Below are 12,711 nucleotides of genomic sequence, written 5' to 3'. Positions count from 1 at the left end.
ATTTGCGTATTTTGGCTTAATCGTTGATACGTTATTCTTATGATTCGAATTCTTATAGTCTTCTTTTTTTTTATAAATTTTATTGTTCAAGGACAACAAGCTGATTATGTTGATTTTAAAAAAGCAAAAGCAGCTATTGTTTTTGGAGATTTGAGCAAAAAAGAAGTGGGAGGCACTATTACTTATGAGTTTGAAATTTTACAAAACACAGATTCCGTTTATGTTGATGCTGTTGGTTTTTCGGAAATAAAATATGTTTTAGATGAAACCATTGTGGGAAGTTTATACAACGGAAAACATCTAATCATTAAACACCCTTTTAAAGCAAACACAAACCATAAAGTAACCATTGCATGGAAAACGAGCCCCAAAAAAGCCATGTATTTTATTGATTGGGATTTTGAGGAAGGAAATAAACAAATCTGGACCCAAGGTCAGGGCAAATACACCAGTAATTGGTTGCCAAGTTTTGATGATATGAGTGAGAAAGTAGAATTCGATTTAAGTATTGAATTTGATAAAAACTACCAAGTAATCGCTAATGGCAAATTAACAAATCAACAAATTAACGAATCAACAATTACATGGCATTACGATATGCAAAAACCCATGAGCAGCTATTTAGTGGCCGTGGCTATTGGGAAATATAAGAAAAGGGTTGAGACATCAAAAAGTGGGATTCCTTTAGAAATGTATTATTACCCAGAAGATTCTTTAAAATTCGAGCCAACGTACCGTTACACCAAGCGCATGTTCGATTTTTTAGAAGAAGAAATAGGTGTACCGTATCCTTGGCAAAACTATAAGCAGGTACCGGTAAAAGATTTTCTATATGCCGGTATGGAAAACACCAGTACCACTATTTTTGCCGATAGTTTTGTAATTGACTCTATTGCCTTTGTAGATAAAAATTATGTAAATGTAAATGCCCACGAATTGGCACATCAATGGTTTGGTAATCTGGTTACAGAAACTTCAGGAACACACCATTGGCTTCAAGAAGGTTTTGCTACGTATTATGCCTTATTAGCTGAAAAAGAAGCTTTTGGAGAAGATTATTATTACTGGCAATTATATGAATATGCCCAAGAATTGTTAGAGCAGGATAGATTAGGACAAAGCACATCGTTATTAGACCCCAAATCGAGCAGTGCCACGTTTTATAAAAAAGGTGCTTGGGTTTTACATATGCTACGCGAGCAAGTAGGCGATAAAGCTTTTAAAACGGCCGTTAAAGATTATTTACTCAAATATCAGTTTAAAAATGTGGAGACGGATGATTTTATTAGTGAAGTTGAAAAGGCGAGTGAGCAGGATTTGAAAGGGTTTGTTAAAAATTATTTGGTAGATATAGAATTTTTTAAGGATAGATTAATAGAATTTTCAACTAAAATTTATGAAAATCAAAGAAATAAAAATGATATATTATCATGTAGGAGTCATTTGGTTTCTTCTGAAGTTTATAATGAATGGGATTTGATTTTTGGGTCAATGGATGACTTTTACAGAGTTGATTTTTTTGAAAGATCTTTAGCGGATTCATCTATCAATAGGAATCATTTAATAAAAGGTGTTTTGAATTCAAAGGATATAAAAGTCCGTCAAGCCATTGCTATAAACTTAACCGAAATACCTTCAGAATTAAGAGAAGATTATGAAACCCTATTAAACGACAAATCATATATCACCATTGAAAAAGCATTATTCAACTTATGGTTGAACTTTACGCAAGAGCGAAATAAATACTTAGTTAAGACAAAGGAGCTTCAAGGGTTTAGTGATAAAAACATTCGAATTTTATGGTTAGCTTTAGCATTGGTGACAGAAGGGTTTGAACCAGAAAACAAAAAACAATATTTTGATGAATTAACCAACTATACAAATCCTAAGTATAATTTTGAAATTCGTCAGAATGCTTTTTTATATTTACAACAAATAAATGGTTGTAGCGAAGTTTGTATTGAAAATTTAAAACAAGCCACAACGCACCATAGTTGGCAGTTTTCAAAATTTGCAAAAGTTATGTTAGAGCAAATAAACACCTATAAAAAATGAAAGCATTAGTAATTTCTGGTGGTGGCAGTAAAGGTGCTTTTGCGGGTGGTGTTGCACAATACCTAATTGAAGTGCTTAAACGCGATTATCAATTGTATATTGGTACCTCCACAGGTAGTTTATTGGCATCTCATCTAGCTTTACAGAAAATTGAAAAAATTAAAGATGTTTATACCAGCGTAACCAACGAAAATATTTTTGATGTATGCCCATTTGTGGTTAAGCAAAAACACGGTAGTCAAAATATAGCAATTAACCATATAAGTGTTCTGTTTAATTTTTTAAGAGGCAGCAAAACATTTGGAGAAAGCAATAACCTAAGAAATTTAATTAAAAAAACTTTAACCGAAGAGGAGTTTTTAATTTTGAAATATGCTACTAAGGATGTTGTTGTAACCGTATCTAATTTATCGCTAAACCAGGTTGAGTATAAGTGTTTAAAGGAATTTGAATATGAGGAGTTTATAGATTGGGTTTGGATATCATGCAATTATACACCCTTCATGACTTTAGTAAAAAAAAACGGTTGCGAATATGCCGATGGTGGCTTGGGCAATATGGTACCTATCGAAGAAGCCATTAGTCGTGGTGCTACCGAGGTTGATGCTATTATCCTGCAAACCGAAACGAATCAATTTAACCGCTTGCCTTCAAAAAATCCGTTTTCATTATTAACAAACATGTTTGCTTTTATGTTGGATAGAATTGAGTCCCAAAACATCAGGATAGGAAAGTTTACTGCAACCCATAACAATGCAATTATCAATTTTTATTACGCACCAACTGTTTTAACCACGAATTCCCTTATTTTTAACAAAGAAAAAATGACACAATGGTGGCAAAGTGGTTATGATTTTGCAAGATTTAAAAACCAAGAAACAAGTCAGTTAGAAAATTAATTTATGAGGGCATTAGTAATATCAGGTGGCGGAAGTAAAGGAGCTTATGCGGGAGGCGTTGCAGAATATTTAATTAAAGAAAAAGGGTATCAGTATGATTTGTTTGTAGGTACATCAACCGGAAGTTTGTTAGTACCACACATTGCAGCTGGCAAAATTGACAAAATTTACGATGTGTTTACCGATGTAAAACAAAGTAATATATTTAGCGTAAACCCTTTTAGAACCCGAAAAAAAGGAGATAGAGAATATGTGTCCATAAACTTTTTAAACTCGCTTTGGCAATTTATAAAAATGAAGCGGACTTTTGGTGAAAGCAAAGCATTAAAAAGATATTTGAAGAAGCATTTTACAGAAGAAGAATATCATTTAATTAGAACCACTAAAGAAGATGTGGTTGTTACGGTTTCAAACTTATCGCAAAATAAGGTAGAATATAAGTCTATAAAAGATTTTTCTTATGATGAATTTTGCGAATGGATTTGGATTTCATGCAACTACATCCCATTTATGTCTTTAGCAAAAGTGGATGGTTTTGAGTATGCCGATGGTGCTTTTGGTTGTGTGGTGCCTATACGTGAAGCTATACAGCGTGGTGCCACCGAAATTGATGCGGTTGTTTTGGAATCTGAAAATATGGAGTATATGAAAGTGCTGGGTAAAAACCCCTTTTCATTGATGCTTAATTTGTTTGGACATTTGTTGGACCAAGTTGAACGAAGTGATATCCTTATTGGAAAATTAGCGGCTAAAAATAAAGATGTGAAACTTAACCTATATTATACACCTTCAAAACTGACTGAAAACTCATTGATATTCAATAAAAAACTAATGGTTGATTGGTGGCAACAGGGATTTGATTATGCCAAAGACAAAGATAAACAAGCCATGTCGAATGAATTGCGAATGGATTAATTTACCAAATTTCAGAAACTTCTTCTTTTATAAAAGACAAAGCAGCATCACTAGGCGAGCGTCGTTCCATCATTTCGGTTAAAATAACTTCCCTTAGTTTATTGGCTGTATCTGTTTTTTCAAGCAAACTAGCTTTTCGTATAAGTTGAATGGTAGCATTTTTTGCGGCATTAATAATGCTCCAACATTTCTCACTTATATATATCTGTTGGGTTAAGTTATGTTCAAACTCTTGTTCGATACTTTGTATAATTAAAGCTTCGTAAGCTTCTTTATTAGAAGAAATTGGGGAAACCCTTATTAGTAAATTAGAAGGCGAAATGCGTTCTAAAAATAATACCATGCGTTCATAGGCCTGTAAGCGCATAGGTAGGGCGTTTACTTGTAAATCTTTTTTTAACAAGAAGCGTCTTCTGCCATCTTCATTTTTGGTGTGTTCTTTAAAAAAGTAATAGGCAATTAGGCCTGTAAGCAATGAAGGTATGGCGAATAAAAATAGGTCAATTAATCTGTTGGCATCCATAATAATATTGTTTGGTTAAGTAGGCGTTTTTTTAATTAGTTTTTACCACCCAAATATAAACAATCTTTTAAATCTTGCATCGAAGTAAATGGTACCGGTGTTTTTTCATACATATAGGTTTTATTTAGTTCTTTTGAAAGGTTGTGGTCATCTACATTAATTTCAACATCACTCATTTTAAACTGACAAGGATGTTCGTACCCAGTGGCATGCGTAATTTCAATCAATTCTTTTCTAAACGTTTTAAAATATTGTGCCAATCGTTCCGATTTTAAAGTAGGATCAATCCCATTTTGTAACCACTTACTTTGTGTAGCTACACCACTAGGGCAACGGTTTGTATGACATATTTGCGCTTGAATACAGCCAATACTCATCATGGCTTCACGAGCCACATTAATACAATCTACTCCCATGGCAAATGCCATAGCCGCTTTACCTGGAAATCCTAGTTTGCCACTACCTATAAATACAATACGTTCACTTAAACCTTTATTTTGAAACAATCTATACAAATCGCTAAAACCGTATACCCAAGGTAACGAAACATGGTCTGCAAAACTAGGCGGTGCTGCACCTGTGCCACCTTCACCACCATCAACGGTTATAAAATCGGGACCTTTGCCGGTTTCAGCCATTATATCAGCCAGTTCTCCCCATTGATCTAATTTTCCAATGGCAGCTTTAATTCCAACGGGAAGTCCGGTTGCTTCCGCAATTTTTTCAATAAAATCTACCATTTCAGGCACATTGGAAAAAGCAGTGTGGTTTGGAGGGGAAATCACGTCTTTACCTACTTCAACCCCTCTAATGTTAGCAAGTTCGTGGGTTATTTTCGCACCCGGCAATACGCCTCCTTTTCCTGGTTTAGCACCTTGTGATAATTTTATTTCAATAGCTTTTATAAATGGATTCGTTTCAACCAATGTTACTAATTTTTCCATAGAAAAACCACCATCAGCAGCACGAACTCCAAAATAACCCGTTCCAAAATGAAAAATAACATCGCCACCATGGGAATGATAAGGCGATAAACCTCCTTCTCCTGTGTTATGGTATGCACCGGCAATTTTCACTCCCTTATTTAAAGATTCTATCGCTTTCGCGGAAAGTGAACCAAAACTCATAGCCGATACATTTATAATGGAAGCTGGTCTATAAGGTTTTCTTCGTTTATGAAATGCGCCCATGACTTTAGCACATGGTAAAAATGTTTTATCAATAGCATTCGGGTGGTTTTCACTAATTTGATAAGGCATCATCGCATTATTAATAAAAATATGATGATGCGCATAAATATCCCTATCGGTACCAAAACCTTCGTAATTGTTTTCTTTTTTAGCTGAAGCGTAAATCCAGCCACGTTCTATTCGGTTAAATGGAAGTTCTTCTCTGTTATTTGCCACAAAATATTGTCTTAATTCAGGGCCGAATTTTTCAAGTATGTAGCGCAAGTGTCCAACAATAGGGAAGTTGTGACTAATGGTGTGCTTTTTTTGAAGAAAAATATCTCTAATAGCGACTAAAACCAAAACTATTAGTATCCAGCCCCACCAGCTTATTTGGCTAAAAAAATCAAGAAAAGAATCCATAAAATTAAATTTGATATAAATATATCTAAAAATTAAGAACCTAAAAACTATATGCCAATTGTTTATAATTATTAATAAATCGGTTTAATTAAAAGCTAAACAATAGTTAATTTCACAACGTAAAACTTTTATGCAATTTTGGAAAAATATTTAAGTCAATTAAACGAAGCGCAATTAGAGCCTACCATACAAAAAGATGGGCCCATGATTATAATTGCTGGCGCAGGATCGGGTAAAACACGCGTACTTACCTATAGAATTGCCTATTTAATGAGCGAGGGTATCGACCCATTTAATATTTTATCACTAACCTTTACCAATAAGGCGGCACGTGAAATGAAAGAACGTATTGCCACTATTGTGGGTACAAGCGAAGCGAAGAATTTATGGATGGGAACGTTTCACTCGGTTTTTGCTAAAATTTTACGTATTGAAGCCGATAAGTTAGGGTACCCAAGTAATTTCACCATTTACGACACACAAGATTCTGATAGATTAATTTCGTCTATCATCAAAGAAATGAATCTTGATAAAGATATTTATAAATATAAGCAAGTTCGTTCCAGAATTTCATCGTATAAAAACAGCTTGATTACGGTTCGTGCTTATTTCCAAAATCCAGAACTTATTGAAGCCGATACCATGGCAAGACGTCCGCGTTTGGGAGATATCTACAAAGAATATGTAGAGCGTTGTTTTAAAGCAGGTGCTATGGATTTTGATGACTTATTATTAAAAACCAATGAGTTGCTAACGCGTTTTCCGGAGGTATTGATGAAATACCAAAACCGTTTTAAATACATTTTGGTTGATGAGTATCAGGATACCAACCATTCGCAATATTTAATTGTAAGGGCTTTAGCTGATAAATTTCAAAATATTTGCGTGGTGGGTGATGATGCGCAAAGTATATATGCCTTCCGTGGTGCGAACATTAGTAATATTTTGAATTTTCAGAAAGATTATGATGATGTAAAGGAGTTTAGATTGGAACAAAATTACCGTTCAACCAAAAACATTGTAAATGCAGCTAATTCTATCATAGAAAAAAATCAAACGAAGTTAGAAAAAGTTGTTTGGACAGCGAATGATGAAGGTGAAAAAATAGTGGTAAACCGTTCATTAACCGATGGTGATGAAGGACGTTTTGTAGCAAGCACCATTTGGGAAAACAAAATGCAACACCATGTACCCAATAGCGATTTTGCCGTTTTATATAGAACCAATGCCCAGTCGCGTGCTATTGAAGATGCCTTAAGAAAACGTGATATTCCATACCGAATTTATGGAGGCCTTTCATTCTACCAACGAAAAGAAATTAAAGACGTTTTATCGTATTTACGATTGATTATAAATCCTGCAGATGAGGAAGCATTAAAGCGTGTGATTAATTTTCCACCTAGAGGTATTGGTGGAACAACCATAGATAAACTAGTGGTAGCGGCAAACGGTTATAAACGGTCTATTTTCGAGGTAATGAAAAACATCGATAAGACCGATATCAAAGTAAATTCTGGCACTAAAGGAAAACTTCTGGATTTTGTTACCATGATTGAAAGTTATCAGGTAATGAATCAAACGGCAGATGTTTTTGAATTAGCCGAACACGTTACCCGAACCAGTGGTTTAATAAGCGAGTTTAAAAAAGATGGTACGCCCGAAGGTGTTACCAGAATGGAAAACATAGAAGAGCTTTTAAACGGTATGAAGGATTTTGTGGAAGGACAAAAAGAATTGGCCGATACCACAGGAAATTTAGCTGAGTTTTTAGAAGATGTTGCTTTAGCTACTGATTTAGATGCTGATAAAGGCGATACCGACCACGTAGCATTAATGACAATACATTTGGCCAAAGGTTTGGAGTTTCCGTATGTGTTTATAGTAGGCCTAGAAGAAGATTTATTCCCAAGTGCCATGAGTATGGGCACACGTAGTGAACTGGAAGAAGAACGCCGCTTATTTTATGTAGCCTTAACACGTGCAGAAAAACAAGCGTATTTAACCTATGCGCTGTCGCGTTACCGTTGGGGTAAATTGGTAGATTCTGAACCAAGCCGTTTTATTGAAGAAATAGATGAACAATATTTGGAAATTACCACACCCATTGAAGAGCGTCGTTTCAACCCCATGCTTGATGCTGATATTTTTGGAGATGTTGAACCAAACAAAATAAGGTTCAAACCTGCAAAACAAGCCGTGTTAAAAAAAGGTAGTTCAACAAAGCAAGAACCTGTTAGAAACCAAGTAACCACACCAAAAAACTTAAAACCCGTTGCAGCTACTGATAGTAACACCAACTTATTTGACAGTAAATTAGCAGTTGGAAACCTTGTGAAGCACATGCGTTTTGGAGCAGGTGAAGTTTTGAAAATTGAAGGAGCTGGAGCCGATACCAAAGCTGAAATTAAGTTTCAGCACGGTGGTGTTAAAAAATTATTATTGCGTTTTGCCAAGTTGGAAGTTATTGGGTAATTAAAGATGCATTTGTGTAAATGCTTTTAGTTTAAACCATGTATCTAGCATATCTAACCCAATCCACCCATGTCCTCCGTTGGGGTATAAAGTAAATTGATGCGTCACGTTTAAACTTGACAATTTATCGCGTAAATCGGTGCCTTGGGTAGTTGGTATTAAAGGATCCTTTGCACCATAAAATAAAATGGTTGGCGGTGCAGTTGCTGTTACTTGGTGTAACGGACTTACTTCTTCTAAAAAGGAGATTTCGGGATTTACACCATATAAATCCAACATGGCTTGTAATTCCTCATTGGTATTGTTCAAATATGCAGGGTCGGTTAAATTAGTTGGCCCTACAATGCTGCAAACCATTTTAATATTGCTGTTGGTGTTAAAAGCATAAGTCCAAAGCAATGCCAAATGGCCACCAGCACTGGTGCCTATAAAACCAAAGTTGTCTGAAATGGTATACTTGCTTTTATTGGTTTTTAGATAGTTTATAATGGTAGTAATATCATCAATTTGCATGGGATATGGGCTATTGTTAGAATTGGCTAATCTATAGTTAATATTTACTACCGTTAGGTTTGGTAAATCTTGACGAATTAAATCTTTAATAGGGTTCATATCTACTTTATCACCCGAAGACCATCCGCCACCATGAACTAAAATAAGTGTTTTTGTATTTAGATTTCTATTTGCTGGTAAGTATAGATCGAAGGTTTGATTGATGTCATTTCCATAGGAAATGTTTAATTCTTTATATGTTTTTAAAGGGTTTAAATCGTTATTTGAGTTGTTTGTTGGTTCGTTTTCACAGTTTAAAAAGAAAAGAGAAACAGCAAAGCATAAGAAAATAACATTAAGGCACTTCATAACAAAAATTATATTTACTTTTAACGGTATTACAAGATAATTATTATGGCTGAGTTTGTTAGAATTTACGAAGAAAATCCTAATTCTAAAGAAATTGATAAGGTAGTAGCTGTTTTAAAACGAGGAGGTTTAATTATATATCCTACCGATACGGTTTATGGTTTGGGCTGTGATATTAATAACTTAAGAGCTTTAGAACGCGTGGCTCAAATAAAGGGTGTGAAGTTGGAAAAAGCTAATTTCTCGTTTATTTGTCATGATTTGAGTCATTTAAGCGATTATGTAAAACAAATTGATACGTCTACATTTAAAATATTGAAACGGGCACTTCCTGGGCCTTATACTTTTATACTTCCGGGTTCCAGCACTTTACCAAATCCGTTTAAAAAGAAAAAAACGGTTGGTATTCGTATTCCAGCAAATAATATTGCTTTAGAAATTGTAAAGAAACTTGGAAACCCTATTATTTCTACTTCCATACGCGATGAAGATGAGGTTATTGAATATACCACAGATCCCGAACTTATTTTAGAAAAATGGGATAATTTGGTAGATTTGGTTATTGATGGAGGCTATGGAGATAACCATGCTTCTACGGTTATAGATTTATCAGAAGACGAGCCTTTTGTAGTAAGAGAAGGCAAAGGGGGGCTAGAGATTTTTTAGACTTATATTTTATTGATATTCTCTGTCACCTCGAACGGATGTGAGAGGTCGCATAATTTTTAGATTTAACCTCAATATTTTTTTGTGAGATGTCTCACTTTGGTTAGACATGACTAAAAATTCGCTTTTATTACTTAACTTCATAGGTAGGTTGCGTTAAGGATTGAGGCGGCATCCTTTTTTGAGATACGAAAAAAAGATATAGCTGAAAGCCTGACCCGATAGGGGGACGCCATTATAAACTTTTAAATTTTGAACATAAAAAAAGCCCAACTTTACAGTTGAGCTTTCTTATTTCTTTTAAACTCTAATTATTTTTGAGCAGAAAGGTTTTTCATTTCTTTTTCAACCATATCATAGAATTGATCGATTTTAGGAAGTACAACAATTCTAGTACGTCTGTTTTTTGCTCTGTTTTCAGCAGTGTTGTTTTCTACTAATGGCACATAATCAGCACGTCCAGCTGCAATTAATTGTGCAGGGTTTACACCAAGTGTTTGTAATACTCTAATGATAGATGTAGAACGTTTCACACTTAAATCCCAGTTATCAATTAACACACCACCATTGTAAGGAACGTTATCTGTGTGACCTTCAACCATACATTCGAAATCTGGTTTGCTGTTTACTACTTTTGCAACTTTAGCTAATACTTCTTTAGCTTTTGAAGTTACGTTGTAGCTGCCGCTTTGGAATAATAATTTATCGGCAATAGAAATAAATACAACACCTTTTTCAACGTTGATTTCGATATCTGGATCGTTGATGCCTACTTCACGTTTTAAGCTAGTTACTACAGCAAGTGTAATACTGTCTTTTTTAGTTAATGCATCTTGAAGACGAGTGATTTTCATCTCTTTTTCTCTAATGCTTTCTAATGTTTTTTCTATGCTGCTAGCACCTTTTGCTGATAACACTTGTAAGTTGTCGTTGTTTTTTCTTAAATCGGCAACTTGCTCTTCTAATACTTTTGCTCTTGCCGTAGCAGAAGCTCTATCTTCTAAACATGTGTTTAATTTAACTGTAGCTGAATTTAGTAAATCTTGAGATTCTTTGTATTTAGTTTCAAGATCTGTAAATTGCTTTTTAGAAACACATGAGCTTAATACAAGCATTGCAGATACACTTAATAAAAAAATTTTCTTCATAATTATTTAAGGGATTAATATTTCTTGTTTATTACAGCAAAAGTATATAAAAAAATATTGCTTGTTAAATTTTAACAAAACTTTTACTAAAAACTTATAAACTTTTAAAATACTGCTTTTTAAACAGAAAATAACATAAAACAATACTGTTAATTTTACTATATGACATTTTCTTTTTATTGGCTTTTCGCTGTGCCAAAAGTTGCTTTAAATGGCTGTAAAAACTAATATGTGCTTTCAAAATGGCTAAGATATGTTTTGGCTTCATTTCTAGCAGAAATTTAATGCCTGCAAGACCATCCAAAATTAAACGCATGAGAATAATTAAAAAAATGTTTCCTTGGGCATTTTTTGTTACTGTAAACAAACTATTCCTGAAATTAAGGAAAGTTTTTTTAGGGTTTGTATTGCTTAGTGTAGCGCCTCCTACATGGTAAATGGTAGATTGCCCAACATATTTAACAGCGTAACCTTTGTTTTTTGCGCGCCAGCATAAATCTATTTCTTCCATATGGGCAAAAAAAGCTTCGTCTAAACCGTTCAGTTCGTTAAACACATATTTTCTAATAAATAAACAAGCACCCGATGCCCAAAAAATCTCTGAAGTATCGTTGTACTGTCCGTTATCTTTTTCAATGGTGTTAAAAATGCGTCCTCTACAATATGGGTAACCATACTTATCTATAAAACCACCTGCGGCTCCAGCGTATTCAAAATAATCTCGCTTATTAAAATCCAATAATTTTGGTTGAATGATGGCGGTGTTAAATTCGTTTTTAAAGGTGTTAATAATAGGAGTTAACCAATTTTTGGTAACTTCAACATCGCTATTAAGAAGGCAGAAAACATCGGATTCAACCTGTTTTAAAGCGTCGTTGTAGCCTTTGGCATAACCACCATTTTCTGTGTTTTGAATTATTTTTATTAATGGAAAGGCTGTTTTTATAAAATTTACAGAATCATCGGTTGAAGCATTATCGGCTACGTAAACCGTAGCTTCTTTTGAGTGCTCTATAACCGATGGTAAAAACTGCTCCAATAACTTTTTGCCATTCCAGTTAAGAATGACGATTGCAATTTTTAATTTTTGTTCAGTGTCATTTCCCATTGTTAATTTTTAATTGTCCATTGTTAATTGTAATTTGGGATGTCTTTTAAAAAAGTATAACGCTCGTTTTCAAAATCCATTTGGCAATAATAATGGTTTATGCCGTTGGTAACCATTAAAAAAGTGGCTTGTAAAGATAAATTGTAGCGTGCAATTTGGTCAAAAGTATCTTGATTTATGCTTATGTTGGGCGCTTTGCATTCTACTATTAAGTGTATACTGCCGTCGGGATTAAAAACTACAACGTCGTACCGTTTTTTTAAATTGTTGATTGTTAGTTCCTTTTCAATATTAATCAATGATTTCGGATATTTTTTTTCAATCATTAAATACTGAACACAATGTTGGCGTACCCATTCTTCGGGTTGTAAAATCACAAATTTTTTACGGATGTCATCAAAAATAGAAATTTTATTTTCGCTATTTTTGAATCGAAACGAAAACTTAGGAAAATTGAGTTGCTGCAATGCGT

General features: G+C 34.2%; 11 protein-coding genes. 5 read left to right on the top strand and 6 right to left on the bottom strand.

Annotation, left to right across the window (positions count from 1 at the left end):
* Positions 1-39: 39 nt before the first annotated feature.
* The 3 genes from ACGK9U_RS04830 to ACGK9U_RS04820 are packed head-to-tail and all read left to right on the top strand — an operon-like array spanning position 40 to position 3,869.
* Positions 40-2,055, top strand: a complete 2,016-nt coding sequence (locus ACGK9U_RS04830; RefSeq protein ID WP_394465238.1) for a M1 family metallopeptidase — start codon at positions 40-42, stop codon at positions 2,053-2,055.
* Positions 2,052-2,954, top strand: a complete 903-nt coding sequence (locus ACGK9U_RS04825) for a patatin family protein (RefSeq protein WP_394465237.1) — start codon at positions 2,052-2,054, stop codon at positions 2,952-2,954. Before ACGK9U_RS04830 ends, ACGK9U_RS04825 begins: the two co-directional genes overlap by 4 nt.
* A gap of 3 nt (positions 2,955-2,957) precedes the next feature.
* Positions 2,958-3,869, top strand: coding sequence for a patatin family protein (locus ACGK9U_RS04820; protein ID WP_394465236.1), 912 nt, complete (start codon positions 2,958-2,960; stop codon positions 3,867-3,869).
* Position 3,870: 1 nt separating this feature from the next.
* Here ACGK9U_RS04820 and ACGK9U_RS04815 read toward each other — a convergent pair whose 3' ends face one another.
* Positions 3,871-4,392 carry a hypothetical protein gene (locus tag ACGK9U_RS04815; RefSeq protein ID WP_394465235.1) on the bottom strand — a complete coding sequence of 174 codons (522 nt, stop codon included), beginning with the start codon at positions 4,390-4,392 and terminating at the stop codon, positions 3,871-3,873.
* Between the two features lie 35 nt (positions 4,393-4,427).
* Positions 4,428-5,984 (bottom strand): FMN-binding glutamate synthase family protein, encoded by a 1,557-nt coding sequence (locus tag ACGK9U_RS04810; protein WP_394465234.1) that lies wholly within the window; start codon positions 5,982-5,984, stop codon positions 4,428-4,430.
* Between the two features lie 138 nt (positions 5,985-6,122).
* Between ACGK9U_RS04810 and ACGK9U_RS04805 the strand changes: the two genes are divergently transcribed.
* Positions 6,123-8,456, top strand: a complete 2,334-nt coding sequence (locus ACGK9U_RS04805) for an ATP-dependent helicase (protein ID WP_394465233.1) — start codon at positions 6,123-6,125, stop codon at positions 8,454-8,456.
* Here ACGK9U_RS04805 and ACGK9U_RS04800 read toward each other — a convergent pair whose 3' ends face one another.
* Positions 8,457-9,317: an alpha/beta hydrolase fold domain-containing protein gene (locus ACGK9U_RS04800; protein WP_394465232.1), complete on the bottom strand. Its 861-nt coding sequence runs from the start codon at positions 9,315-9,317 to the stop codon at positions 8,457-8,459. It lies immediately after the preceding gene.
* A gap of 45 nt (positions 9,318-9,362) precedes the next feature.
* Here ACGK9U_RS04800 and ACGK9U_RS04795 point away from each other — a divergent pair, with 45 nt between their 5' ends.
* A complete protein-coding gene (locus tag ACGK9U_RS04795) occupies positions 9,363-9,983 on the top strand; it encodes an L-threonylcarbamoyladenylate synthase (protein WP_394465231.1) in 621 nt (206 codons plus the stop codon).
* A gap of 311 nt (positions 9,984-10,294) precedes the next feature.
* On the opposite strand, the gene ACGK9U_RS04790 is transcribed toward ACGK9U_RS04795, so the two are convergent.
* The 3 genes from ACGK9U_RS04790 to ACGK9U_RS04780 all read right to left on the bottom strand — a co-directional run bounded on the left by ACGK9U_RS04790 (position 10,295) and on the right by ACGK9U_RS04780 (position 12,706).
* Positions 10,295-11,131: a flagellar motor protein MotB gene (locus tag ACGK9U_RS04790; protein WP_394465230.1), complete on the bottom strand. Its 837-nt coding sequence runs from the start codon at positions 11,129-11,131 to the stop codon at positions 10,295-10,297.
* 94 nt (positions 11,132-11,225) lie between these two features.
* Positions 11,226-12,239 (bottom strand): glycosyltransferase family 2 protein, encoded by a 1,014-nt coding sequence (locus ACGK9U_RS04785; protein ID WP_394465229.1) that lies wholly within the window; start codon positions 12,237-12,239, stop codon positions 11,226-11,228.
* A gap of 23 nt (positions 12,240-12,262) precedes the next feature.
* Positions 12,263-12,706 carry a type I restriction enzyme HsdR N-terminal domain-containing protein gene (locus ACGK9U_RS04780; RefSeq protein ID WP_394465228.1) on the bottom strand — a complete coding sequence of 148 codons (444 nt, stop codon included), beginning with the start codon at positions 12,704-12,706 and terminating at the stop codon, positions 12,263-12,265.
* Between the last annotated feature and the right edge of the window lie 5 nt (positions 12,707-12,711).

Source organism: Mariniflexile sp. HNIBRBA6329 (genome assembly GCF_043558645.1).
In the GTDB taxonomy this organism is placed as follows: Bacteria; Bacteroidota; Bacteroidia; order Flavobacteriales; family Flavobacteriaceae; genus Mariniflexile.
This window is presented reverse-complemented; position numbering and strand designations above follow the sequence as displayed.